At 76.2% G+C, this 22,710-nt stretch carries 23 protein-coding genes; 11 read left to right on the top strand and 12 right to left on the bottom strand.

The window, feature by feature from the left end; translation table 11 throughout:
* Window positions 1–403 precede the first annotated feature (403 nt).
* The 3 genes from ACH4SE_RS30780 to ACH4SE_RS30770 form a co-directional block, all read right to left on the bottom strand.
* Window positions 404–1,666 carry a M14 family zinc carboxypeptidase gene (locus tag ACH4SE_RS30780; protein WP_398546802.1) on the bottom strand — a complete coding sequence of 421 codons (1,263 nt, stop codon included), beginning with the start codon at window positions 1,664–1,666 and terminating at the stop codon, window positions 404–406.
* A 239-nt stretch (window positions 1,667–1,905) separates the two neighbouring features.
* Entirely contained in the window at window positions 1,906–3,186 is a 1,281-nt protein-coding gene (locus ACH4SE_RS30775; protein ID WP_398546801.1) for a M14 family zinc carboxypeptidase, read from the bottom strand.
* 186 nt (window positions 3,187–3,372) lie between these two features.
* A complete protein-coding gene (locus tag ACH4SE_RS30770; protein ID WP_398546800.1) occupies window positions 3,373–4,086 on the bottom strand; it encodes an MBL fold metallo-hydrolase in 714 nt (237 codons plus the stop codon).
* Between the two features lie 122 nt (window positions 4,087–4,208).
* On the opposite strand from ACH4SE_RS30770, the gene ACH4SE_RS30765 reads away from it, so the two are divergent.
* On the top strand, window positions 4,209–4,766 hold the full coding sequence (locus ACH4SE_RS30765) for a TetR/AcrR family transcriptional regulator (RefSeq protein ID WP_398546799.1): 558 nt from the start codon (window positions 4,209–4,211) through the stop codon (window positions 4,764–4,766).
* On the opposite strand, the gene ACH4SE_RS30760 is transcribed toward ACH4SE_RS30765, so the two are convergent.
* Both ACH4SE_RS30760 and ACH4SE_RS30755 read right to left on the bottom strand, forming a co-directional pair.
* Entirely contained in the window at window positions 4,756–5,478 is a 723-nt protein-coding gene (locus ACH4SE_RS30760) for a flavin reductase family protein (RefSeq protein WP_398546798.1), read from the bottom strand. The genes ACH4SE_RS30765 and ACH4SE_RS30760 overlap by 11 nt on opposite strands.
* A 313-nt stretch (window positions 5,479–5,791) precedes the next feature.
* Window positions 5,792–6,919 (bottom strand): alkene reductase, encoded by a 1,128-nt coding sequence (locus ACH4SE_RS30755; protein ID WP_398546797.1) that lies wholly within the window; start codon window positions 6,917–6,919, stop codon window positions 5,792–5,794.
* A gap of 67 nt (window positions 6,920–6,986) precedes the next feature.
* Here ACH4SE_RS30755 and ACH4SE_RS30750 point away from each other — a divergent pair, with 67 nt between their 5' ends.
* The gene (locus ACH4SE_RS30750) at window positions 6,987–8,006 is read left to right on the top strand and encodes a sigma-70 family RNA polymerase sigma factor (protein WP_398546796.1); all 1,020 of its coding nucleotides are present in this window, start codon (window positions 6,987–6,989) and stop codon (window positions 8,004–8,006) included.
* A 15-nt stretch (window positions 8,007–8,021) separates the two neighbouring features.
* On the opposite strand, the gene ACH4SE_RS30745 is transcribed toward ACH4SE_RS30750, so the two are convergent.
* Window positions 8,022–8,816: an SDR family oxidoreductase gene (locus tag ACH4SE_RS30745; RefSeq protein WP_398546795.1), complete on the bottom strand. Its 795-nt coding sequence runs from the start codon at window positions 8,814–8,816 to the stop codon at window positions 8,022–8,024.
* Between the two features lie 80 nt (window positions 8,817–8,896).
* Here ACH4SE_RS30745 and ACH4SE_RS30740 point away from each other — a divergent pair, with 80 nt between their 5' ends.
* Window positions 8,897–9,787, top strand: a complete 891-nt coding sequence (locus ACH4SE_RS30740) for a sigma-70 family RNA polymerase sigma factor (protein ID WP_398546794.1) — start codon at window positions 8,897–8,899, stop codon at window positions 9,785–9,787.
* Window positions 9,788–9,834: 47 nt separating this feature from the next.
* Here the strand turns inward: ACH4SE_RS30740 and ACH4SE_RS30735 are convergent, their stop codons facing one another.
* Window positions 9,835–10,827 (bottom strand): DUF5937 family protein, encoded by a 993-nt coding sequence (locus tag ACH4SE_RS30735; RefSeq protein ID WP_398546793.1) that lies wholly within the window; start codon window positions 10,825–10,827, stop codon window positions 9,835–9,837.
* Between the two features lie 247 nt (window positions 10,828–11,074).
* On the opposite strand from ACH4SE_RS30735, the gene ACH4SE_RS30730 reads away from it, so the two are divergent.
* Window positions 11,075–11,602, top strand: a complete 528-nt coding sequence (locus ACH4SE_RS30730; protein ID WP_398546792.1) for a tetratricopeptide repeat protein — start codon at window positions 11,075–11,077, stop codon at window positions 11,600–11,602.
* 562 nt (window positions 11,603–12,164) lie between these two features.
* Window positions 12,165–13,079: a sigma-70 family RNA polymerase sigma factor gene (locus ACH4SE_RS30725; RefSeq protein ID WP_398546791.1), complete on the top strand. Its 915-nt coding sequence runs from the start codon at window positions 12,165–12,167 to the stop codon at window positions 13,077–13,079.
* Here the strand turns inward: ACH4SE_RS30725 and ACH4SE_RS30720 are convergent.
* Window positions 13,054–13,854, bottom strand: a complete 801-nt coding sequence (locus ACH4SE_RS30720) for a methyltransferase domain-containing protein (protein ID WP_398546790.1) — start codon at window positions 13,852–13,854, stop codon at window positions 13,054–13,056. The two genes, ACH4SE_RS30725 and ACH4SE_RS30720, sit on opposite strands and share 26 nt — an antisense overlap.
* A 58-nt stretch (window positions 13,855–13,912) precedes the next feature.
* Between ACH4SE_RS30720 and ACH4SE_RS30715 the strand changes: the two genes are divergently transcribed.
* Window positions 13,913–14,287 (top strand): VOC family protein, encoded by a 375-nt coding sequence (locus tag ACH4SE_RS30715; protein ID WP_398546789.1) that lies wholly within the window; start codon window positions 13,913–13,915, stop codon window positions 14,285–14,287.
* 64 nt (window positions 14,288–14,351) lie between these two features.
* Here the strand turns inward: ACH4SE_RS30715 and ACH4SE_RS30710 are convergent, their stop codons facing one another.
* A complete protein-coding gene (locus ACH4SE_RS30710) occupies window positions 14,352–14,792 on the bottom strand; it encodes a GNAT family N-acetyltransferase (RefSeq protein ID WP_398546788.1) in 441 nt (146 codons plus the stop codon).
* Window positions 14,793–15,115: 323 nt separating this feature from the next.
* Here ACH4SE_RS30710 and ACH4SE_RS30705 point away from each other — a divergent pair, with 323 nt between their 5' ends.
* The 3 genes from ACH4SE_RS30705 (at window position 15,116) to ACH4SE_RS30695 (ending at window position 16,621) form a co-directional block, all read left to right on the top strand.
* On the top strand, window positions 15,116–15,571 hold the full coding sequence (locus ACH4SE_RS30705) for a helix-turn-helix domain-containing protein (protein WP_398546787.1): 456 nt from the start codon (window positions 15,116–15,118) through the stop codon (window positions 15,569–15,571).
* Window positions 15,568–16,149, top strand: a complete 582-nt coding sequence (locus ACH4SE_RS30700; protein ID WP_398546786.1) for a hypothetical protein — start codon at window positions 15,568–15,570, stop codon at window positions 16,147–16,149. Before ACH4SE_RS30705 ends, ACH4SE_RS30700 begins: the two co-directional genes overlap by 4 nt.
* A 106-nt stretch (window positions 16,150–16,255) precedes the next feature.
* Window positions 16,256–16,621: a DUF2516 family protein gene (locus ACH4SE_RS30695; protein ID WP_398546785.1), complete on the top strand. Its 366-nt coding sequence runs from the start codon at window positions 16,256–16,258 to the stop codon at window positions 16,619–16,621.
* Window positions 16,622–16,640: 19 nt separating this feature from the next.
* Here ACH4SE_RS30695 and ACH4SE_RS30690 read toward each other — a convergent pair whose 3' ends face one another.
* Together ACH4SE_RS30690 and ACH4SE_RS30685 are read right to left on the bottom strand one after the other, a co-directional pair.
* Window positions 16,641–17,969, bottom strand: coding sequence for a SpoIIE family protein phosphatase (locus ACH4SE_RS30690; RefSeq protein WP_398546784.1), 1,329 nt, complete (start codon window positions 17,967–17,969; stop codon window positions 16,641–16,643).
* A gap of 478 nt (window positions 17,970–18,447) precedes the next feature.
* Complete coding sequence (locus ACH4SE_RS30685) at window positions 18,448–19,278, bottom strand: class I SAM-dependent methyltransferase (protein ID WP_398546783.1); 831 nt, start codon at window positions 19,276–19,278, stop codon at window positions 18,448–18,450.
* Between the two features lie 199 nt (window positions 19,279–19,477).
* Here ACH4SE_RS30685 and mshA point away from each other — a divergent pair, with 199 nt between their 5' ends.
* Entirely contained in the window at window positions 19,478–20,842 is a 1,365-nt protein-coding gene (gene mshA / locus ACH4SE_RS30680; protein WP_398546782.1) for a D-inositol-3-phosphate glycosyltransferase, read from the top strand.
* Window positions 20,835–21,386, top strand: coding sequence for a YbjN domain-containing protein (locus ACH4SE_RS30675; protein ID WP_398546781.1), 552 nt, complete (start codon window positions 20,835–20,837; stop codon window positions 21,384–21,386). The genes mshA and ACH4SE_RS30675 overlap by 8 nt, the downstream gene beginning before the upstream one ends.
* 28 nt (window positions 21,387–21,414) lie before the next feature.
* Here the strand turns inward: ACH4SE_RS30675 and ACH4SE_RS30670 are convergent, their stop codons facing one another.
* Window positions 21,415–22,674: an MDR family MFS transporter gene (locus tag ACH4SE_RS30670; RefSeq protein WP_398546780.1), complete on the bottom strand. Its 1,260-nt coding sequence runs from the start codon at window positions 22,672–22,674 to the stop codon at window positions 21,415–21,417.
* Between the last annotated feature and the right edge of the window lie 36 nt (window positions 22,675–22,710).

Raw genomic sequence — 22,710 nt, 5'->3', positions numbered from 1 at the left:
CCTGCCGTGGGGGTGAGGTTGTCCGGGGACTGCGGTTCGCCCCCGACGGCGGCGCACCCCCACGAGAAGGCCGTCAGCCGACGTCGTATCTGCACGGGTGGTGGGGGTGGGAACACCCCGCGCCGCCAGGCGCGGGCACCCCCGCGGCGGGCAAGCCGCCCACGCACCCCGGGCGGCCACCGCCCGAAGCAGCGCCGCCAGGCGCGGGCACCCCCGCGGCGGGGCAGCAGCCCATGCACCTCCAGGCGGGCACCGCCTGACGCGTCCCCCGCGGCGGGGCAGCCGCAAGCCCCACCCCACGCGGGCACCGCCCGAGCGCGGCGCCGCCAGGCGCGGGCACCCCCGTGGCGGGCAAGTCGCAAGCCCCACCCCGGGCGGGTACGACCGGGGTGGGGGGCCGGGGTTACGACAGGAGGAGGCGGGCCGTCGCCAGGACGGATTCGGACTGGACGTCGACCTGCGTGGGGACGGGCAGCCACCGCGTGGCGTGCGCGGTGGTGAGGTCGGCGGACCAGGCGCGGAGAAGGCGGTCCGCCTCCTCCGCGAGCGCCCCCCGCGCGGGGACGAGGCGGCGGAGGGTGCCGGCGGCCCGCAGCGGCATGCGGCGCGCGGCGATGTCGAGCGCGGCGACGTGTGCGCGGGTCAGGGGCACGGGCGGGGCCGCGTCGAGGGCTTCCCATTCCTCGGCGACCTGCGGGGCCATCGCGATGAGGCCCTCGGTGATGCGGAGGAGTTGCGGGTCGCCCGCGTACGGGCGGGCGCGGTCGAGGAGCGCGGCGGTGGTGCGGGTCTGGTCGCGCAGGCGGGCGGCCGCGGTGGCGAGGGCGCGTCCGGGGTCGGGGTGCGGGGCGGGGTCGGCGATGCCGGCGCTCGCCCACATGGGCACTTCGAAGAGCGCGGTCATACCGCCGTACGCGTGCGGCCGTATCCACGTGGAGCCGGCGACGTCCTCGGGCAGGCTGTCGAACTGGCTGCGCTCGCCGGGCGCGGGCATCGCGTAGACGCCGGGTCCGGTCGCCCGCCAGTACAGGGCGTCGTAGGTGCCGGTCTGCACGGGCACGTCGCGTTCGGCGCAGACTGTGCCGAGGGTTTCGGCGAGGCCGGGGAGTTCGCGGGTGACCTGGGCCCAGGCGCCGCCGATGTCGTTGCCGTGCAGGGAGCACTGGAGGACGGGGCGGAGCTCGTCGATGAGGGTGAGGAGCGCCTCGGATTCGGGGAGCGGGTCGTGGGCGGGGCGGATGGAGGGGGCCCATTCGGGCTGTTCGTCGGCGGGTGGCCGGTAGGCGTGCCGGAAGTGGGCGGCGGGGGTGCGGCGGACGGCGGGGCCGTCCTCGGTGCGCAGGGCGCCGTCGGGGTCGAGGCAGAGGACGAAGTGCCAGGCGGCGCCGGCTCCGGCGTGGAGGTGGGGGTCGCGGGCGACGCGTTCGGCGATGCGCATGGCGCTCGCGCCGCCGATGCGTTCGTCGGCGTGGGCGCCGGCGACGACGAGGATGTTGCGGACCCGGGGCCGGTCGTGGCCGACGGTGAGGACGTAGAGGGGGCGGCCCTCGCGGGAGCGGCCCGCGACGCGCAGCGTGCACAGTCCGGGCCGGAAGCGGACGAACGCGGAGGCCGCCGCGACGATTCCCGCGACGTCCGGGTACGCGTCGACCGTGGGTTGGCTCACGTTCCGTCGGAGGTGCGGGCGCCGGTGGTCTCCTTCGTACTCAGCCGTCGTACGACGCGTGTCGTCATGGTGGCTCCCCCTTTGCTCGTCCGCACGGTTCCTAGCGGACGGGAGTCGGTCACTCACCCCGGGTGACTCCCGCGTCCTGTCAGATTCCGGCGGACCCGGCGGGCTGTCAAGGCGCCCGGCAGCAGCGGATCGCGGTGGGTGTCCGGGGGCGGATTCCGGTTGGTGCGGTGTCACAGGAGCCGGTCCACCGTGGCGAGCACGGTGCGGGCCTGGAGTTCGACCTGCTCGTAGACGGGCACCCAGCGCGCGTCCGTTCCCATGACCAGCTCGCGGGCGCCCGCGTCGAGGCGGCGTTCGAGGCGGGCGCGCAGCCGGCCGGGCTCGGCGGCGGGGTCGGGGTCGGTGAGGGGCTGCGCGTCCAGCAGTCGGAGCAGCATTCCGGCGGCGCGCAGCGGTATGCGGCGGGCGGTGATGTCGAGGGCGGCGAGGTGCGCCATGGTGAGCGGGACGGGGGAGTCGGCGGCGAGCGCGTCGTAGTCCGCGGCGAGGGCCGCGAAGGCGCCGACGGCCTGTTCGACGCCGCGGAGCAGCAGTGCGGTGCAGCCGTCCGGGGGGCCGGGGTCGCCGAGCAGCGGCAGCGCGCGGTCCAGGCTGCCGGTGAGGGCGGTGCCGTCCTTGCGCAGCCGGGCGGCGAGGGCGTGCAGGGCGGTCGCGGGCTCGGGGTGCGGTGCCGGGTCGGAGACGCGGCGGGTCGCCCACATGGGGACCTCGACGATCGCGGTGAGGCCGCCGTGGCGGTGCGGGCGGCACCAGGTGGAGCCGTCGAGCCGCTGCCGTCCGGCGCCGGGCGGCAGCACGTAGACGCCGGGGCCCGCGCAGTCCCAGAAGAGCGCGTCGTAGGTGCCGGTCTGCACGGGCACGTCCAGCTCTGCGGCGTATTTCCCGAACGGCTCGGCCAGGCCCGGGACGTCGCCGGTGAGCTGCACCCGGCCGCCTCCGACGTCTGTGCCGTGCAGCGTGCACTGGACGAAGGGCCGCAGTTCGTCGATGAGGGCGAGCAGGGCGTACGTCTCGGGCAGCTCGTCACCGGGGGCGCGGAAGGGGGTGGCCCATTCGGGCTGATCGCGGGCGGCGGGGCGGTAGGTGTGCCGGAAGTGGACGGCCGGGGGGCGCCGGCCGGCCGGTCCGGTCTGGTTGAGCACGGTGCCGTCCGGGTCGAGGCAGAGCAGGAAGTCCCAGGTCAGGTCGAGGTCGGCGAGCCGCCGGCGATCGGTGACGGCCTGTTCGGCGAGCCACAGCGCGGTGCCGCCGCCGGCCTGTTCGTCCGCGTGCGGCCCGGCCACGACGAGCGCGTGCCGCCGTCCGTGCCCGACCGACAGCAGCCACAGCGGGCGGCCCGTCCGCGATTCCCCGGCCAGCCGCATCCGGACCAGGTCGGGGTGCCGCGCGCTCAGCAGCCTTGCCGCGGCGGCGACACCGGACACGGTCGGGTACGCGTCTGGCCCGCGCATGACGGCTCCTCCTCGGCTGCCCGCCCGCGCGCAGTGCGGCTCCGCGCGGCCCTTCCCCCCTGGGCGTCGCCCGAACCCCCGTGCGGCCCCACGGGACTGACGCCGCGCCGGCCTTCGCGCCGGGGCGCGCCCTGCTCAGACTCTGCGGCCGTCCGCCACGTGTCAAGGCCGCCCCCGGCCGTGCCGTCAGTGTCCCGCGGCCCGCACCTGGCGTACCGCTTCGGCCGTGCCGCCGTTCCAGGGGGTGCCGTGCCCGGGGAGGACCCAGGTCGCCTCCAGGCCGGCGAGCCGGTCGAGGGAGGTGAGCGCCTGCTCCGGCGCGTCCGTGAAGGGGGCGGGCTGCGGGCCGTGCTGCCCGGTGAGGACGTGCCGGGTGGTGAGGCCGTCGCCGACGAACACCGCGTCGGCGAGGGGCACGTGGACGGCGATGCTGCCCGGCGAGTGGCCGGGCATGCCCACGATCCGGGGCGTGCCGGGCAGGTCGAGCACGTCGCCGTCGGCCACCTCCGTGACCTCGGTCAGGTAGGTGGTGCGCAGGCCGCCCTTGCGGGCCGCGTACCAGAGGAAGCCCGCCGTGGCGCCGACCTTGGCGTGCCCCCACTCCGGCTTCGTCTTGACCTCGCCGCGGGCGCGGGCGGCGTCCGCGGCGTGCACGTACACGGGGACGCCGTGGTCGCGGCGGAGCCGCTCGGCGAAACCGATGTGGTCGGTGTCGCCGTGGGTGAGGACCAGGCCGCGGATGTCGTCGGGGGTGCGGCCCAGGGTGGCCAGTTCGGCGGTCAGCTCCCCCCAGTGGCCGGCCAGCCCGGCGTCCACGACGGTGACGCCCTCGTCGGTGACGACCAGGTAGACCGCCACGATGTCGTTGCCTATGCGGTGCAGGTGCTGACCGAGCTTCATGTTCGTCTCCTCGCGTGCCGTTCTTGATAGCTACGATACATAGCCATCATGGCTACTGTCCATAGCTATGATGGGGACGGCAAGCAGGGCCGCACCGGCGCGGCCCGCCGGAGGGAGTACCTGTGCCGACACCCGAACGCACCTCGCTCGACGCCATCGTCGGGGCCGCCCGCGACATCCTGGAGACCCGCGGCCTCGACGGGCTCACCATGCAGGCCGTCGCCGAACGCGTCGGCGTCCGCGCGCCCTCGCTCTACAAGCGCGTCCGCAACCGCGACGCCCTCGTCCGGCTCGTCACCGAGGCCACGCTCGCCGACCTGGAGGCCGCGCTCCAGGCCGTGCCGCCCGCCGCCGACCCCCGCGAGACCCTGGCCGCGCTGCTGCGCGCCTTCCGGGCCTTCGCCCACGCCCGGCCGGCCGCCTACCGGCTGGTCTTCGCCGACACCCCGCGGCCGGCCCGCCCCGACGTCGCCCTGCTCGCCCGCGCCGCCGCCCCCGTCCTGGAGGTCACCGCCGCCCTGGCGGGCCCCGACCACTCCCTGGAGGCCGCCCGCACCGTCACCGCCTGGGCGCACGGCTTCATCAGCATGGAGCTGGCCGACGCCTTCAACCTCGGCGGCGACGTCGACAGCTCCTTCGTCTACGGCATGACCCGCCTGGCCGACGCCTTCACCCCCTGACGGCGCCGGTCCCGGCCGAGCCCGCGAGCCGGGAACGCTCGATGTCGGGGCCGCGGTACATCCGCTCCGGGATGCGTGCGAGCGTGGACTCGCGCAGCCGCGGCCCCAGCCCGTACAGCTGCTGGAAGCTCATGATCAGCGGGCGCCAGCGGTCCGGGTCGACGTGGTCGTCCGTGCCGGGGACGCGGATCGCGTCGTGCACCAGGACGCGCTGGATCCGCACCTCGAAGACCAGGATGCCGCCGCGCTGCGCCGGATCGTCCTCGGCGAGCGGGTGCACGCCCTCCACGACGGCCTCCATCGCCACCGGGCACTGCGCCGCACGCGGCGCCGCGACCGTCTCCGAGGCCACCTCCGTCAGCCCCGCCAGCCCGAACTTGTCGCCCTCGTGCCGGTACCCGCGCTCCGCCTTGCCCACCGGCACCGGATCCCGCCCGGTGGTCAGCGCGAGCCGGTCCACCGCGTCCGCGAGCGAGTCGTCCGGCAGGTTCAGCACGCACTCCCGCTCCCGCAGCAGGTTCAGTGCCGTCTGCGACCGGGCTCCGAGCCCCAGCATCGCCCGCCACCCGAGCCAGAACGCCGACGACATCGGCGCGAGGTTCGCCGTCCCGTCCTCGTTCCGCGTCGAGAGCAGCACGACCGGCGTGCCGAAGTAGAGGATGCCGGGCTCGATGCGCCCGTGCAGGTCGGTAGGTGTGTCAGAAGTGCTCATGCGCTCCACCCTGCCGCCGCCGCGCCGCGCTTTCCGGCGGGTTTCGGACACGGCGCTCGGGACCGGACGGCGCGCCCGACGGGGGAGTGGGGAAACGCGCCGCCCGGCCGATCCGGGGGGCACGGCCCTCCGCCGGCAGCCGGAGGCCCGGGCTGTCGGCGGCGGAAGGCCATGATCGGATCGTAGGAGCGCGTGTGACGAATATGCCAGCGGCATGAGCGATGACCACTCATGCGAGTGGTTCCGGGGCACTCGTGGTCGAACGGGGGCGCGCGCCGATGTGCCGCGCGCCCTGGTGGAACGGGCAGCCGCCTCAGGTCGCCTGCGGGTAGTCCGTGTAGCCCTTCGGGCCGGGGGTGTAGTACGTGTCCTCGTCCGGCGCGCTCAGCGGCAGGCCGAGGGCGATGCGGGTGACGAGGTCGGGGTTGGCGATGAAGTGGGCGGCGAAGGACACGGCGTCGGCGTGGCCCCCGGCGAGGGCGGCGGCCGCGGTGGACGGGGTGAAGCCGAGGTTGGCGATCAGCGGGCCCCGGTAGAGGGCGCGGTAGCGGGCGAAGAAGGCGAGGTCGGGAGCGCCCGCCTCGGGGCCGCGCAGGTGCAGGTAGGCCAGCGGGGCGTCGTTGAGGGCGGCCACCAGCTCCGCGTACTCCGCGTCCGTCGACGCGTCCGCGGGGAAGCGGTCGCTGCTCGCCCAGCGCGGGGAGAGGCGGACGCCGACGCGCCGGCCGTCCCAGGCGCCGGCGACCGCCTCGACGACCTCCAGCAGGAAGCGGCGGCGGCCGGCCGGGGTGCCACCGTAGCCGTCCGTGCGGAGGTTCAGCCGCGGGTTGAGGAACTGCGGGATCAGGTACGGGCCGAGCGCGTGCACCTCCACGCCGTCGAAGCCGGCGCGCCGCGCGTTCGCCGAGGCGGCGGCGTAGTCCGCGAGCGTGCGCGCGATGTCGGACGGGGTCATCGCGCGGGGCACGGGCGCGGGCCGGAAGCCGCCCGGCGTGAAGGCGCGCTCGTGCGGGTCGACCGCCGAGGGCCCGAGCGGCGGTGCGCCGCCGAGCAGGTCCGGGTGCGAGACGGCGCCGCAGTGCCACAGCTGGAGGACGATACGGCCGCCGAGCGCGTGCACCAGCGACGTCACCCGCCGCCAGCCCGCGACCTGCTCGTCGCTGTAGACACCGGGCACGTTCGCGAAGCCGACCGCTTCCCGGCTGATCCACGTCCCCTCGGTGATGAGCAGCCCCGCCCCCGCCCGCTGGGCGTAGTACGCGGCGTGCAGCTCGGTCGGCGCGAGCCCGGGAGCTGTGGCCCGGGCGCGGGTGGCGGGCGCCATGAGCACCCGGTTCGGCAGCCGCAGCTCACCGAGGACGGCCGGCCGCAGCAGCGGGGGGACACCGTGGGCGTCCGGGACGGGGGAGGGGGCGGGGGCGGGCGCGGTGGGTGTGCGCATCGGGAGGTCACCTTCGCTGTCGGCGGTACGTCATACGGTCGACGGGGCGACGCGAGCGAAGGTGACCATGCGAGGACGCGACGGGCTGCGGGACGGGCCGGACGTACGGGGTGCCGGCGCCGGGGAGGCCGGGCGGGCTGGGCGCGGCGCCGGGGCGCAGGCGCGGGGCCCGCGGGACGAGGGCGGCGCACCCGCCCCGGCCCGGGGGCACGACGCGCTCGCCCGGCGGTTCGAGACGGAGCGGCCGCGGCTCGGTGCGCTCGCGTACCGCATGCTCGGGTCGGGCGCGGAGGCCGAGGACGCCGTGCAGGAGGCGTGGCTGCGGCTCGCGCGGGCGGACGCCGACCGGATCGCGAACCTGGGGGCGTGGCTGACCACCGTCGTGTCGCGGCTGTGCCTGGACGTGCTGCGGGCCCGCGCGGCGCGGCGCGAGGAACCGGTCGGGGAGCAGCCGCCCGATCCCGTGCTGGACGCGGCGGGGCCCGAGCAGGAGGCCGAGCTCGTCGAGTCGGTGGGGCGCGCGCTGCTGGTCGTCCTCGACACGCTCGGTCCGGACGAGCGGGTCGCTTTCGTGCTGCACGACACCTTCGCCGTGCCCTTCGACCGGATCGCCCCGGTCGTCGGGCGCAGCGCCGCGGCCGCGAAGAAGCTCGCCAGCCGCGCCCGGCAGAAGGTGCACGGCGCCGCCGTGCCCCCGGCCGCCCGGACGGCCGACCAGCGCCGCGTCGTCGAGGCCTTCCTCGCCGCGGCCCGCGGCGGCGACCTCGGCGCGCTGCTCGCGGTGCTGGCGCCCGACGTCGTTCGCCGGGCGGATCCGGAGGTGCTGCCGCCGGGCGCCGCGGCACTGCTGCGCGGGGCCCGTGCGGTCGCCGGGGAGACCGCGGTGCTGGGCCGCCGCTCCCGCCACGCCGCCCTCGTGCTCGTCGACGGGGAGGTCGGGGCGGTCGTCGCCCCGCGGGGGCGGCTGGTGCTGGCGCTGCGCTTCCAGGTCGCGGCGGGCCGCGTCACGGCGTACGAGGTCGTGGCCGCGCCCTGGCGGCTGCGGGCGCTGCGGCTGACCCTGCTCCCCGTGGCCGCGGCCCGGTGACCGGACCGCGCGGCCTCAGCGGGTGAGTTCCGCCAGGAAGTCCTCCCAGGTGCGGGTGCCGAGGTCGGCGCCCTCCAGGGTGAGGTTGACGCCGTCGCGGTAGGCGCGGCCCGCCTTGCCGGGGAGCGGGGCGGGGAGGACGAGGCGGCGCTTGCCCGTCGCCCTGAGGTAGTCCCGCAGCAGGTCGTTCAGCGGGTGCACGGCCGGGCCGGCCAGGTCGGGGGCGCGGCCCGCGGGCTCGCCCAGGGCGAGGGCGGCGACGCGCTCGGCGCAGTCCCGTACGTCGACCGTCTGCGCGCGCATGACGCCCGGCAGCGGGATCACGGGCGACTTGGCGAGCGTTTTGAACATGTTCGTCGCGAAGTCGTGGAACTGCGCGGCCCGCAGGATCGTGTACGGCAGCCCCGAGTCGAGGACGGCCTGCTCCGCCGCGATCTTGCTGCGGAAGTAGCCGAACGGGACCTCGCCCGCGCCGATGACCGACATGTACAGGAAGTGCCGCACGCTCCCGGCCGCGACCGCGGCCCGCAGCAGGTGACCGGTCGTCACCTCGTCGCCCTTGGGGGCGCCCGCGAGGTGCACGACGGTCTCGACCCCCTTCAGGGCCTCCGCCGTACCCGGGTCGCCGTCCTGCGACAGGTCGCCGGTCACGTACGTGACCCCCTCGTCGTCCGACGTGCGTGCCGACCGGGTCAGGACCCGCACGTCGCGCCCCGCCGCGCGCAGCAGCGGCAGCACGTGACCGCCGAGATTGCCGGTGCCGCCGGTCAGCAGGATCGGTGCTGCGGGGGTGTTTTCGGTGTTCGACATGTGTGGACGTCACTCCTCTTCGGTGGGCCGCCGTGCGGCAGGCTACCGTGGTGACCCGCCGCGGAAGGGGAATGTGACCGATGGACCAAAGCGCGGCCCTGGCCGAGCAGTTCGAGGCCGAGCGGCCCCGGCTGCGGGGCGTCGCCTACCGCATGCTCGGCTCCGCCGCGGAGGCCGACGACGCCGTGCAGGAGGCGTGGCTGCGGCTCAGCCGCGCGGGCGCGGAAGGCATCGACAGCCTGCCCGCCTGGCTGACCACCGTCGTCGGCCGGGTCTGCCTCAACATGCTGCGGTCGCGTGCCGCGCACCGCGAGGACCCGCTCGACGACGCGCTGCGGCACGAGCCGGCCGCCGGCGACGAGGTGCGCGACCCCGAGGAGGAGGCGGTCCTCGCCGACTCCGTCGGCCTGGCCATGATGGTGGTCCTCGGCACGCTCGCGCCGCCGGAGCGGGTCGCTTTCGTGCTGCACGACATGTTCGCCGTGCCCTTCGACGAGATCGGCGCACTGACGGAGCGCACACCGGCCGCCGCGCGGCAGCTCGCGAGCCGCGCCCGGCGCCGGGTCCGCGGCGCCGACGCCCCGCCGGCCGCGTCCGCGGGGCAGCAGCGGCTCGTCGAGGCCTTCCTCGCCGCCTCCCGCGGCGGCGACCTCGAGGGCCTCGTCGCCGTCCTCGACCCCGACGTCGTCCTCCACGCCGACCGCGCCGCCGGCCCCACCCCCGAGCCGGTCCGCATCCTCGGGCGCGACCGGGTGGCCCATGGCGCCTCCGCGGCCGCCGCGCGCGTGGCCTTCACGGAGACCGCCCTCGTCAACGGCCGTCCCGGCCTCGTCATGGCCCCCGCCGGGCGGCTGCGCCTGGTGCTCGCCTTCACCTTCGCCGACGATCCCGCGGGCGCGTCCCGGATCACGGCGATCGACGTGATCGCCGACCCGGACCGCCTCCGCGGGGTGACGATCACCGTCCCCTGAGCCGGGCGGTCCGCGCCGGGCGATGCCCGCGGGGGCGTGGTGCCGGGTCATCCCCCGGCGAGGGCGTCGCCCAGGTCCGTGCGGTGGTAGCGCACCTCGTGGCGGTGGCGGGTGGAGGCCACGAGGCCCGTCGCGCGGAGGACGGCGAGGTGTTCGGAGACCGTCGCGGGGGCGAGCCCGTGGTGGTGGGCGAGCCAGGCCGTGGAGGCGGGCTCGGCCAGGGCGGTCAGGAGGCGCGCGCGGGTGCGGCCGACGAGGCGGCCCAGGGCGGCGGTGGCTTCCGCCGACGCGCCCGGCGGCTGCCAGAGGGTGCCGACGCCGCGGGCCGGGTAGACGAGGGTGGGCTGCCAGGGCGGGTCGAGGACGATCACGACCTGGTCCCACTTGAAGGCGCTGGGCATGAGGACGAGGCCCTCGCCCGCGAGGTCGCGGTGGTCGCGCCCGCCGTGCTCGCGGGTGAGCACGCCGTCGTGCCAGCGCACCGAGGGGTGCAGCTCGGCGAAGAGCCGGTCCAGGCCCCCGGCGGCGAGCCGTCCGCTCTGGTACGTGATGTCCGCCTGGAGCAGCGCCCGCGTCCTGGCCCAGTACGGTGCGACGAGGGCCTCCCACGCGGCCCGGACGAGCGCGGCGAGGTCGCGTACGACGTCGGCGGGATCGGCGGCGAGCAGCGCCCGGCCGGTGGCGGTGCGGGCGGCGCCGGGGGTGTCGGCGAGGGAGCGGGCGATCTCGGCGCGGGCCCGGTCGGGCGGGGTCGCGGCGATACGGGCGAGGTCGGCGGCGAAGGAGTCGACGGGGGCGTCGGGCGGCGGGGCGAGGAAGTCGGGGGTGTAGCCGCGGCGCGGCTGGAGGAGGGTGAGCGGCCGCAGGTCGAGCCCCGCGAGCCGGGGCGCGGCCTCGGCGAGCCAGCGCGCGTGGTGCCCGGGCGGCTGCGGCCCGGTCGCGACGCGTACGGCGGCGAGCGTCTCGAAGGCGGGCGAGTACGCGAACCGGCAGCGCAGCAGGTCGTCGGGCCCGAAGCGGAGCGTGGTGACGGCGGGCACCTCCCTCGGTGGCGGCGGGGCGCGGGCGGCCCCGCAGGGGCCTGCCCCCGGGTCGGGCGGGATGCCCGCGGGCCCCGCGCGCGGGCGGAAGGGGCGGCCGCGGACGGTGCTCTTACCGTACCCCGCGGTCATTCGGCGACGGCCGAATGAGTGGTACGCCGTCCGGGCCCCCTCGCAGGATGGCGGACGCCGGACCCGGCAAGGGGCGACGGCGGCGCAGACACCGTGAACTGGAGCGTGACCAGCGATGAACGACTACCCCAGCAGCCCCGCCCCCGCGCCCGCCGCGGAATGGGAGCGGAGGGACGTCGAGCTGTGGGCGGCCATCGACACCTACGCGGCGGAGGAGGACTTCCGGGCGGCCGTCGGCAGACTCGTCGGCGAGCTGCCGGACGGGGACCCCACCGGGCTCTTCGAGCGGGCAGCCGCCTGGGACTCCACCGGCCACCCCGACGAGGCCGTCCCCCTCTACCGGGCCGCCCTCGAGGGCGGCGTGCCCGGCGAACGGCGGCGGCGGGCGGTCATCCAGCTCGCCAGCTCGCTGCGCAACCTCGGCCGCCCCGAGGAGGGCGCCGCCCTGCTCACGGCGGAGCGCGAGCGCACGAGCGACCACCTGGACGACGCCCTCGTGTGCGTCCTCGCCCTCTGCCTCACGGAACTGGGCCGCGCCCGCGAGGCCGTGTCCCTCACGGTCGCGGCCCTGGCGCCCCATCTGCCGCGCTACCAGCGCTCGATGGGCAACTACGCGCGCCTGCTCCTCGCGGACGGCAGCTGACGGTCCGGCTTCCGGTCGCCCATCCGGGGCCTCTGCCGCGCTGCCGACGGGTTCGATGGGCACCTGTGCGCGGCTGTATGTCGGGGGCGGGGGCTGACGGTCCCGCTTCCGGTCGCCTATCCGGGGCTTCTGCCGCGCTGCCAGCGTGCTTGATGGGCACCTGCGCGCGGCTGCTCCTCGGGGGCGGGGGCTGGCGGTCCGTCCCGGGCCGCCCAGCCGGGGCCTCTGCCGCGCTGCCGGCGTGCTTGATGGGCACCTGTGCGCGGCTGCTCCTCGGGGGCGGGGGCTGGCGGGGTCCGCGCCCCGAGCCGCCCATCCGGGGCCTCTGCCGCGCTAGCAGCGTGCTTGATGGGCGCCTGCGCGCGGGCTGCTCCACGGGGGCGGGGGCTGGCGGGGTCCGCCCCGGGCCGCCCATCCGGGGCCGCCGGTGGCCCCGCCCCCGGGTCGGCCGCCGCGGGCGGTGGCCCCGCCCGCGGCGGGCGCGCGGGGGGCCCTGTTACGTTTCCCTCCTCCCGCCCGTCGCAGAGGTGACGGCTGCCGGCGGAAGGCGAGGGATGAGGCCATGACGGGACCAGGCCCGGGGACCGACGAGCTGGCCCGGCTCTTCGAGGCGGAGCGGCCGAGGCTCACCGCGGTGGCCCACCGCGTCCTCGGCTCGCGCGCGGACGCCGAGGACGCCGTCCAGGAGGCCTGGCTGCGTCTCGCCCGCCAGCCCGACCCGCAGGGCATCGGCAACCTCGGCGCGTGGCTGACCACCGTGGTCGGCCGCGTGAGCGTGGACATGCTGCGCGCCCGCAAGGTCCGGCCCGAGGAGCCGTACGACGCGCACGTGCTGGAGATCGAGGTCACCGACGACGAGGCCGCGGCGGAGCCGGAGGCCGATGCGGTGCTCGCCGAGTCGGTCGGGGTCGCGCTGCTGGTGGTGCTGGACACCCTCGGCCCCGCGGAGCGCCTCGCGTTCGTGCTGCACGACATGTTCGCGGTGCCGTTCGACGAGGTGGGGCAGATCCTGGGCCGGTCGACGGACGCGGCGAAGATGCTCGCGAGCCGCGCCCGCCGCAAGGTGCAGGGCCCGCACGGTGCGGCGGAGGGGCGGGGGCGGCGGCGGGCGGTGGTGGACGCCTTCCTGGCGGCCGCGCGGGCCGGCGACTTCGCGGGCCTGCTGAAGCTGCTCGATCCGGAGGTGGCGTGGCGCTCCTACTCCTCCCACGGCCTCAGCGCGGCCCGGGTGGCGGCCGAGGAGCTGGCCGTCCGCGCGCAGCGCGGCGCCCGTGCGGTGGCGGCGACCCGTGCGGTGCAGGTCAACGGCGATCCCGGCCTCGTGGTGTGGGGTCCGCACGGCAGGCTGCTGGGCCTGGTCGCCTTCACGGTCACGGACGCCGGTCGTGTCACCGAGGTGCTGGCCGTACGGGACCCCGCGCGGCTGGCGGCGCTCGGCCTGCCGCCGATGCCTACGGGCGGCGCCCCCACGCCGTGATCATCGGCGAGGTGGCGAGGTCCATCGTGCCGGTCGCGACGTTCGCGAGGTGCCGGTCGATCTCCTGGTCGGTGGCGAGTCCCCCGGCGACGAGGCGGCCGCGGATCTGCCGTACGGTCGCGGCCTCCAGGGCGGTGCAGGCGGGCGAAGCGACGGGGAAGTACGCGTCGGCCTGGACGTCGTCGAGCCCGGCCTCGCGCAGGCGCCGGGGGAGCGTGCGGCCGTAGGCGAGGTCGGCGCCGCGCGCGGCCATCAGGGTGCGGAAGCCGGTGCGCAGCCGGTTCGCGAGCTGCTGCGCGGGGCCGTACTCGTCGGGGCACAGCAGCGGCTGGAGGCCCGGGTCGGCGTCCTCCAGCAGCAGCCACCCGCCGGGGCGCAGCGCGCCGGCCATGCTGCGCAGCGCCGCCGCGCGGTCGGCGACGTGGACGAGGACGAGGCGGGCGTGCACGAGGTCGAAGTCCCCGCCGGGCGCCGGGTCGGCGGCGACGTCGTGCCGCAGCACCTCGACGGGCCCGCCCGCGGCGCCCGCGGTCCACGACACGTCGATGTCGGTCGCGACGACCCTGCCCCGCGGCCCGACCCGCTCGGCGAGCCCCATCGGCACGGACGGCCCGCCCGCCCCGACCTCCCAGCAGCGCATCCCGGCCCCGATGCCGAGCCGGTCGACGTGCCGGAAGGTCACCGGGTCGAAGAGCTCCGCCAGCGCGGCGAACCGCTCGCCGGCCTCGGCCTGCCGGTTGTCCAGCAGGTACCCGTCCCCGGCGTCCTCGCTCATGCGCGGATTGTCGCAGGGATACGGTGTCCGGACGGGCCCGGACACGTACGGAGGCGCCATGACACCGCAGCTGCGGATGACCGCGATCACCCTCGACTGCCCCGACCCGCTCGCCCTCATGGCCTTCTACCAGGCGGCCACGGGCCTGCCCCCGCACCCGAAGTCGGACGCCGCGTTCGCCGGCCTCGGCGGTACGGACGGCGAACTCCTCCTCGGCTTCCAGCGCGTCGCCGGCTACCGCCCCCCGCGGTGGCCCGGCCAGGACTCCCCGCAGCAGCTGCACATCTGCTTCACCGTCACCACCGACCTCCCCGCCGCCGAGGCCCACCTGCGTTCCCTCGGCGCCGGCCTCCCCGACCACCAGCCCCACGGCGACAGGGCCCGCGTCCTCACCGACCCGGCGGGGCACCCCTTCTGCATCGTCAGGGCCTGACCACCCCTCCGGCGGCCGGGCCGTACGCCTCGTCCGGCCGCCCGCGCCCCCTGCGGGGGCTCCGTCAGCGCGGGCCGATCGTGAAGCGGAGCACGCGGGAATCGCGCTCTCGGAAGCCCAGGCGCTCGTAGAGGCGGTTGGCGGCCCTGCGGGAGGGGCGGGACGTCAGGTCGACCGTGCGGGCGCCCGCCTGTTCCGCCAGGCGCAGGGCGTGCTCGGTGAGGGCCGCGCCGACGCCCGCGCCGCGGGCGGCGCCGTCCACGACGACGTCCTCGATCCGCGCCCGCAGGCCCGTGGGCAGCGGGAACATCACCAGGGTCAGCGTTCCGACGATCTCTCCGCCGAGCCGGGCGATCAGCACGGTGTTGGCGTCGCTGCCGAGGACCCGCGCGACCCCGTCGGCGTCCAGGACGACCGCGCTGCTCGACAGTTGCGGCAGCAGCCGTGCGAGCGCCGCCACGACGTCGGCGCCCGCCTCCCGCACCACCTCGGTCTCCACGCCCATGCTCCCGACCCTAGCGCGGGCCCCGCCGGGGCGGCCTGCCGGAAGCGGCGAGGGGCGGCGAGGGGCGGCGAGGGGGCGGTCGGGCCGGACGACGGCCCCAGGCCGAGGCCGGGGACCCCGCGCGCCCGGGGCGGGCCGTGGCGGGAGGGTGGGGACCCCGCGGGCTCGGGGCGGGCCGTGGCGGGAGGCAGGGGAAGCGGGCGGCCGGCTGCCGCCGTCGGGCCCGCTGTTCCCGCGGTGTGCCCCGGCGTCGCCGGAGGAGGTGTTAGCCGCCCGCTAGCGGCTGCTTGCAAAAGTTAGCGCGAGGGTGCACTCTCGTACGTATGGCGTCACTGAGAGTCGGCAACGTCGGTGAGTATCTGCGGGAGCAGCGGCGCAGCGCGCAGCTCAGCCTGCGGCAACTGGCGGAGGCGGCCGGTGTGTCGAATCCGTACCTGAGCCAGATCGAGCGAGGGCTGCGGAAGCCTAGTGCGGAGATCCTGCAGCAGCTCGCGAAGGCGCTGCGGATCTCCGCGGAGACGCTGTACGTGCAGGCCGGGATGCTCGACGCGCGGGAGCGGGGCGAGCTGGAGGTGCCGGCGGCGATCCTCGCCGATCCGGCGATCAACGAGCGGCAGAAGCAGGTGCTGATCCAGATCTACGAGTCCTTCCGGAAGGAGAACGCCGCCGCGGGGGAGTCGCGGGCGGCTGCTGGGGGGCAGGAGGTCGGCACGGAAGAGCGAGGAGCGGCGGGTGGCCCAGGGGCCTCCGCCGCCGTACGGGAGGAAGACGGGACATGACCATCACCGACGACATCGTGAAGAGCCTGCGCAACCCGACGCCGCTGTACGCGGTGGCCGGGACCGCGGATCTCGCCGCGGAGAAGCTGCGCGAGGTGCCGGCGCTCATCGAGCGGATCCGGGAGCAGGCACCCGGGCACATCGAGCGGATCCGGGAGCAGGCACCCGCGCACATCGAGCGGATCAAGGGCACCGACCCGAAGGCCGTGCAGGAGCGGGTCGCCGCAGGTGCCAGGGACGCGCAGACGCGCCTGTCGGAGGCCTACCGCGACCTGGACCTGAAGTCCTTCCGCGAGCTGCCGGACCTCAAGAAGCTCGGCGAGTCCGTGCAGGACCTGGCCCTCCAGGGCGTCGGCCGCGCGACCGGTTACGCGGTCAGGGCGCGCGAGACGTACGACGAGCTGGCCGAGCGCGGCAAGGGCGCCGTCGCCCAGTGGCGCGGCGAGGACGGCGAGAAGGACGCCGGCGCGGACGTGCGGCAGATCGCCGACGCCACGCCCCGGAAGGACGCCCCCGCCGCCCGCAGGCCCGCGGCGAAGAAGGCCCCCGCCGCGAAGAAGGCGCAGAGCAAGGACTGACGCCGATCGGGCCGGGCACGCAGCGCGTGCCCGGCCCGTTGTCGAGGTGCGGCCGGTACCGTGGAGGGGCCGACGGCGACCGACGGACAAGGGATGGGTGGACAGCGTGCTGATCACAGGGTTCTTCGGGGTGGTCGCCCTGATCTCGTGGGCGCTCCTGATCTTCGCGGTCTTCGCGTTCGTCGACGCCGCCACCTACCGCGAGGACGCGTACCGCGCCGCGGGCAAGAACAACAAGGGCTTCTGGCTCATCATCCTGGGCCTGGCCGGCCTGGTGATGAAGTTCTTCTCGATCATCTCGTTCCTGCCGATCATCGGCCTGATCGCGGTGATCGTGTACATGGTCGACGTCCGCCCCGCCCTGCGCGAGGTCAGCGGCCGGGGCCAGGGCCGCCGCCGGGGTGCGGCGCGCCGCGGCCGGAGCGGCAGCAGCAGCGACGGGCCCTACGGCCCGTACAACGGCCGCCGCTGAGCCACCGCGGCGGGGAGGGCTACACCCCCCGGCAGTGCTCCAGCAGCACCACGGCCACGTCGTCCGTCAGCTCGCCCCCGTTGAGCTCGCGCACCTCCGTCACCGCGGCGTCGAGCAGCGCGTCGCCGTGGAGGCCGTCCGCGAGCAGCCGGGAGACCAGGCGCAGCATGCCGTCCTGCTCCAGGCGCTGCGTTCCGCCGTCGACGTGCCCCTCGATCAGGCCGTCGGTGTAGAGCATGAGCCGCCACTCGCCGTCGAGCGCCACGGGCACGCGCTGCCATTCGGCCAGTTCGTCGGGGAGCAGGCCGAGCGCGGGGCCGCCGTCCTCGTACGGGAGCAGCCGCGGGGGGCCGCCGGTGCCGGACAGCAGCGGGGCCGGGTGGCCGGCGAGGTAGAGGCCGGCGCTGCGGCCGTCCGGGGCGATGTCGAGCGTGCAGAGGGTCGCGAAGATCTCGTCGTCGGCCCGCTCGTGGACCAGCACCTGCTGGAGGGTGCGCAGCAGTGTCTCGCCGCCGAGCCCGGCGAGGGTGAGCGCGCGCCAGGCGATGCGCAGTTCGACGCCGAGGGCGGCCGCGTCGGGGCCGTGGCCGCAGACGTCGCCGATCATGGCGTGCACGACGCCGTCGGAGGTGCGGACGGTGTCGTAGAAGTCGCCGCCGAGCAGCGCGCGGCTGCGGCCGGGCCGGTAGTGGGCGGCGAAGCGCAGCCCGGCGCCCTCCAGCAGCGGGGTGGGGAGCAGGCCGCGTTCGAGGCGGCGGTTCTCCTGGGCGCGCAGCCGGGTCTCGGTGAGCTTGCGCAGCGCGAGGTCGGCGCGTTTGCGCTCGACGGCGTAGCGGACCGCGCGCGTCACCCCGGCGGCGTCGATGTCCCCGCGCGGCAGGTGGTCCTGGGCGCCGATGCGCACGGCCTCCGCGGCGGTGCCGTCGTCGGCCTCCTCGGTGAGGACGAGCACGGCGGTGCCGGGCGCGACGCGCAGCACGTGCCGGACGCCCTCCAGGACGTCGGGCAGGTCCAGCAGGATGCAGTGGACGTCGTCGGTGAGCAGCCGGCCCGCGGCGGTGAGGTTGCCGGCGCGCAGGACGCGGATCCGGGGGCCGCCGCCGTCCTGGAAGTAGGGGGCGGTGAAGGCGCCCGCCGGGTCGTCGCCGACGACCAGCAGGTTGAACGTGACGGGCGCCTCGGCGGTGTCCTTGCGCTGACGCGGCAGGCTGACCGCGGCGGGCGCGCCGGGTTCGGGTGCGCCGGTTTCGGGCACGCCGGACTCGGGGACGGCGGGGGCGGGTGCGGGGCGGCCGGCCCCGGGCTCGGCGGCCGTGGGCCGTTCGGTGCCGCGTTTGGAAGCGGACATCAAGCGACTCCTTTCCGGTCCCCTGAACGATTGACGGTCTTTCCTTTGCCTTGCTTTGCCATCCCCGGCCCCAGGAACCCTAGTGGCTGAACCGGACGTCACGGGAGGGGCAGTTGTAAACCGTCAGCGTCATATGCGGTGGCCAGGGCAGGATTTCGCCGTCGATGTGGGGATCCACACATGACGTACGTCACGCGCTTCCACTGCAACCATGCTCCGTTTCCGGCCCACCGCCGGAGCCCTTCCCGGCCGAATGGCGGCGCAATACGGGGCTTTGTGCGTCTCCGCGCAATAAGTGCCGGAAATCCGCCCCCGCGGGCTGTTTGTGCGAGCGGTGCGCTGCCCGCGGAGAGCCGGGCGCCGGGTGTACGCCCGCGGACGCCGCTGTCCGGGTTCTGCCCCTCACCGCGCCCGTCCATGCGCGCCCGTCCGCACCCGCCCGCCGCGCCGGGTCACCCGCGGGCCGCCCCCGGGGTCCTCAGCGCGGCGCCAGCGCCTCCCACGCGACCGTGACCTCGCCCTGCCGCCAGCGCGCCGGTCCGTCCGTCACGGGCCAGCCGTCCGCCCGCAGGGCGCGCACGGACGCGATCCAGCGCTGCCGCGCCCCCAGCGCCGACAACGGCGCCGCCGCGGCCCACGCCCGGTCGAAGCCGGTGAGGAACGCGTGCACCCCCTCGCCCGGCACGTTGCGGTGGATCAGCGCCTTCGGCAGCCTCTCCGCGAGGTCGGAGGGCCGGTCCAGGGAGCCCAGCCGGGTGGCGAAGGTCACCGTCCGCGGGCCCTCGGGTCCGAGCGCGACCCAGACGTGCCGCCGCCCGATCTCGTCGCACGTGCCCTCGACGAGCAGCCCGCCCGGCGCGAGCCGCCCGGCGAGCCGGGCCCACACCGCGGGCACCTCGTCCTCGGCGTACTGCCGCAGGACGTTCGCGGCGCGGATGAGCGTCGGCCGCCGCCCGTCCGGCAGCGGCACCTCGAAGCCGCCGCGCACGAAACCCAGGCCCTCGCGGGCGTACGGGAGCGCGGCGGCGACCCGTGCCGGGTCGATCTCGACGCCGACCACCTCCGCGTCCGCCCGCACCCGCCGCAGCCGCCCGAGCAGTTCGACGGCGGTCCAGGGTGCGGCCCCGTAGCCCAGGTCGACGGCGAGCGGGTCGGCGGTGCGGCGCAGCTGCGGGCCGTGGGCGGCGGCGATCCAGCGGTCCATGCGGCGCAGCCGGTTGGGGTTGGTGGTGCCGCGGGTCACGACGCCGACCGCGGCCCCCGCGCCGCTCGCCCCGCGCGCCGCCCGCGCCCGTCCCGTACCGCCCATGCCCGCGAGCGTAACCGCCCCCCGGCGGGGTAGGCGCCGCGCACGGAAAGCCCGGCCCCGGGGCGGCGGGGCGGTGGGGAGCCCGTGCGCCGCACCGTCAAGCGGATTTATCACGCTTCGGCAAAGGCGGAAATGGAATCCCTCCTTCCGGTGTTGGCCATGGTTGACCGCGGGGGTACGGCTGCCGGAAGGATGAAGGGTGACGACCCAGTACACGTCCCGGTTCGGCGGGCTGCGCAGCGCGGCCGGTGCGGCTGCCGCGGCGTACCGCCCGCACCGCAGGGGGAGCCGCCGGGTCCGCAGGATCGCCATGCTGAGCGTCCACACCTCGCCACTGCACCAGCCGGGCACGGGCGACGCCGGCGGCATGAACGTGTACATCGTCGAGCTGGCCCGCCGGCTGGCCGAGCGGGACATCGAGGTGGAGATCTTCACCCGCTCCACCACCGGTGCCCGCCGCCCGCACGTGGAGCTCGCGCCCGGCGTGCTGGTGCGGCACGTCGACGCGGGACCCTACGAGGGCCTGGCCAAGGAGGAGCTGCCCGCGCAGCTGTGCGCCTTCACGCACGGCCTGATGCGCGCGTGGGCCGGGCAGCGCCCCGGTCACTACGACCTCGTCCACTCCCACTACTGGCTGTCCGGCCACGTCGGCTGGCTCGCCGCCGAGCGCTGGGGCGTGCCGCTCGTGCACGCCATGCACACCATGGCCAAGGTCAAGAACGCCGCCCTCGCCGAGCACGACACGCCCGAACCCGTCGCCCGGGTGATCGGCGAGACCCAGGTCGTCGCGGCCGCCGACCGGCTCATAGCCAACACCGACGAGGAGGCCGGCGAGCTGGTCCGCCACTACGCCGCCCCGCCCGGCAAGGTCGCCGTCGTCCACCCCGGCGTCAACCTGGACCGCTTCCGCCCCGACCCCGGCGGCCGCGCCGCCGCCCGCGCCCGCCTCGGCCTGCCGCCCGACGCGCTCATACCCCTCTTCGCCGGCCGCATCCAGCCCCTCAAGGCCCCCGACGTGCTGGTCCGCGCGGTCGCGGTGCTGCTCGCCGAGCGGCCCGACCTGCGCGACCGGCTGCTCGTGCCGATCGTCGGCGGCCCGAGCGGCACGGGCCTGGCCAAGCCGGAGGCGCTGCACAAACTCGCCGCCCGCCTCGGCGTCTCCGACGTCGTCCGCTTCCAGCCGCCCGTGCCGCAGGAGCAGCTGGCCGACTGGTACCGGGCGGCCACCGTGCTGGTGATGCCCTCGCACAGCGAGTCCTTCGGCCTCGTCGCCATCGAGGCGCAGGCGTGCGGCACGCCCGTCGTCGCGGCCGCGGTCGGCGGGCTGCCGGTCGCCGTGGCCGACGGGCGCACCGGCTTCCTCGTCGCCGGCCACGACCCGTACGACTACGCCCGCGTGCTGCGCCGCTTCGCCGACCACCCGTCGCTCGCCGGCACCCTCGGCGCCGCGGCCGCCCGGCACGCCCGCGCCTTCGGATGGGAGGCCTCCGCGGAGGACACGGCCGAGGTGTACGCGGCAGCGCAGTGGGAGCACCGCCGTCGCCTACGATCGCCCCATGGCTGAGCCTGAGCAGGGCCGCGCCGCCGAGGGCGGCAGGCGTACGGACGACGGGCCCGCCGCCGAGGCCGCGCGGCGGGTGGTCGAGCAGGTGCTGCGCGAGTCGGAGCTGCCGTGGGAGTCACCGCGCCCCGGCACGTACGTCACGCAGCTGCCGGGCACGCGCAAGCTGTCCACCACCTGCCAGCTGATCGTGGGGCGGCACACCCTGTCGCTCAACGCCTTCGTGATCCGCCGCCCCGACGAGAACCACGAGGCCTTCCACCGCTGGCTGCTGGAGCGCAACCTCAAGCTGTACGGCGTCGCGTACGCCGTCGACCACCTCGGCGACGTCTACCTCACCGGGCGCTTCCCGCTCGCGGCCGTCACACCCGAGGAGACCGACCGGCTGCTGGGCGCTGTCGTCGAGAACGCGGACGGGTCGTTCAACACGCTGCTGGAGCTGGGTTTCGCGTCCGCGATCCGCAAGGAGTACGCGTGGCGCGTCTCCCGCGGTGAGTCGACCCGCAATCTCGACGCCTTCAGCCGCCTGACGAGCGAGGACGGGTAGGCCCTGCGCGGCTGCGCCCCGCGTGGGGCTACGCGGGCGCCTCGGCGGTCTCCGCGGTCACGTCCTCCGTGCCCGCCACCACCCGCTTCCCGGCCGCACCCGGCTTGAGCAGCACGTAGTAGCCGACCGACGCGACCGTACCGACCACCGCGCAGCCCAGCCACACCGTCGCCCGCCCGAGGTACTCGAGGGTGAGGCCGCCGACGAGCGGCCCGGCGAAGGCCGCGGCCGCCCACGCGAGCGTCGAGACGCCCTGGTAGCGGCCGCGCGCGTGCTGCGGGGCGAGCTCGGCGACCGCCGACATGGAGGCGGGCGCGTGGATGATCTCGCCCACCGTCCAGATCGCGACGGTGAGGGAGTAGAGCGCCACCGTCGTGGCGAAGACCGTGAGCCCGATGCCCCAGGACAGCACGAGGCAGCCGGTGGCCAGCAGCATCGCGTTGCTGCGGGCGCGCAGCATGCGGGTGACGGGGATCTGGAGCAGCACGATGACGACGCCGTTGATGCTCGCTATCAGGCCGAACTGCTGCGAAGTGAGCCCGTGCTCGCCCATGTCGACGGCGAGCGTGGAGTTGGCCTGCTGCATCACGGCGGCGAAGACGAAGATCAGCCCGGTGAGGATCATGAAGCGCCGGTCGCGCAGGACGTCGAAGATCGTGACCCGGGCCTCGGCCTCCCGCACCCCGCCCCGCGGGACGTCCGGCCTGGTCTCCGGCACCTTCGCGTAGACGACGACCGCGCACAGCACGGTGGTCAGCGCGTCGCCGAGGAAGAGCCACAGATAACCCTCGGCGGCGATGAAGCCGGCCGCGGCGGCCGAGACACCGAAGCCGATGTTGATCGCCCAGTAGTTGAGGGAGTACGCGCGCACCCGGTCGGCGGCCGGGACGAGGTCGGAGATCATCGCGGAGAGCGCCGGCCGCGAGGCGTTGCCGGTCAGGCCGACGAGCGTGGCCACGGCGGCGATCGCGACCGGCCCGTCCGCGAAGCCCAGCACCGCGGTCGTCACGGCGGCGCCGATCTGCGCGGCCAGCAGCGTCACGCGCCGCCCGAGCCGGTCGGCCAGCACCCCGCCCAGCACCGCCCCCACCGCGCCGCCGAGCCCGAAGAGGGCGGCCACCAGACCGGCGTACGCGGCCGAGTAGCCGCGGTCAACGGTGAGGTAGAGCGCGAGGAAGGTCACGACGAAGCCGCCGAGCCGGTTGACGAGCGTGCTCGTCCACAACCACCAGAACTGCCCCGGCAGTCCGCCCGCCGTCTCTCGTACCGCTCGGCTGATGGCCGCCACGGGTCACTCCCAGGTCTCTTGTAAGAGGCGCAATCG

Source organism: Streptomyces sp. NPDC020983 (assembly GCF_044333485.1).
GTDB lineage: Bacteria > Actinomycetota > Actinomycetes > Streptomycetales > Streptomycetaceae > Actinacidiphila.
Note: the sequence above shows the minus strand (reverse complement) of the source record. Positions and strands in the feature narration are given on the sequence as shown.

Excerpts from the sequence above, each read along its gene's own strand:
- ACH4SE_RS30775 (WP_398546801.1), bottom strand. The coding sequence starts at position 3,186 with ATGCGCGGGCCAGACGCGTACCCGACCGTGTCCGGTGTCGCCGCCGCG.
- ACH4SE_RS30770 (WP_398546800.1), bottom strand. The coding sequence starts at position 4,086 with ATGAAGCTCGGTCAGCACCTGCACCGCATAGGCAACGACATCGTGGCG.
- ACH4SE_RS30760 (WP_398546798.1), bottom strand. The coding sequence starts at position 5,478 with ATGAGCACTTCTGACACACCTACCGACCTGCACGGGCGCATCGAGCCC.
- ACH4SE_RS30755 (WP_398546797.1), bottom strand. The coding sequence starts at position 6,919 with ATGCGCACACCCACCGCGCCCGCCCCCGCCCCCTCCCCCGTCCCGGAC.
- ACH4SE_RS30750 (WP_398546796.1), top strand. The coding sequence starts at position 6,987 with ATGCGAGGACGCGACGGGCTGCGGGACGGGCCGGACGTACGGGGTGCC.
- ACH4SE_RS30745 (WP_398546795.1), bottom strand. The coding sequence starts at position 8,816 with ATGTCGAACACCGAAAACACCCCCGCAGCACCGATCCTGCTGACCGGC.
- ACH4SE_RS30740 (WP_398546794.1), top strand. The coding sequence starts at position 8,897 with ATGGACCAAAGCGCGGCCCTGGCCGAGCAGTTCGAGGCCGAGCGGCCC.
- ACH4SE_RS30730 (WP_398546792.1), top strand. The coding sequence starts at position 11,075 with ATGAACGACTACCCCAGCAGCCCCGCCCCCGCGCCCGCCGCGGAATGG.
- ACH4SE_RS30725 (WP_398546791.1), top strand. The coding sequence starts at position 12,165 with ATGACGGGACCAGGCCCGGGGACCGACGAGCTGGCCCGGCTCTTCGAG.
- ACH4SE_RS30720 (WP_398546790.1), bottom strand. The coding sequence starts at position 13,854 with ATGAGCGAGGACGCCGGGGACGGGTACCTGCTGGACAACCGGCAGGCC.
- ACH4SE_RS30715 (WP_398546789.1), top strand. The coding sequence starts at position 13,913 with ATGACACCGCAGCTGCGGATGACCGCGATCACCCTCGACTGCCCCGAC.
- ACH4SE_RS30710 (WP_398546788.1), bottom strand. The coding sequence starts at position 14,792 with ATGGGCGTGGAGACCGAGGTGGTGCGGGAGGCGGGCGCCGACGTCGTG.
- ACH4SE_RS30705 (WP_398546787.1), top strand. The coding sequence starts at position 15,116 with ATGGCGTCACTGAGAGTCGGCAACGTCGGTGAGTATCTGCGGGAGCAG.
- ACH4SE_RS30700 (WP_398546786.1), top strand. The coding sequence starts at position 15,568 with ATGACCATCACCGACGACATCGTGAAGAGCCTGCGCAACCCGACGCCG.
- ACH4SE_RS30690 (WP_398546784.1), bottom strand. The coding sequence starts at position 17,969 with ATGTCCGCTTCCAAACGCGGCACCGAACGGCCCACGGCCGCCGAGCCC.
- ACH4SE_RS30685 (WP_398546783.1), bottom strand. The coding sequence starts at position 19,278 with ATGGGCGGTACGGGACGGGCGCGGGCGGCGCGCGGGGCGAGCGGCGCG.
- ACH4SE_RS30675 (WP_398546781.1), top strand. The coding sequence starts at position 20,835 with ATGGCTGAGCCTGAGCAGGGCCGCGCCGCCGAGGGCGGCAGGCGTACG.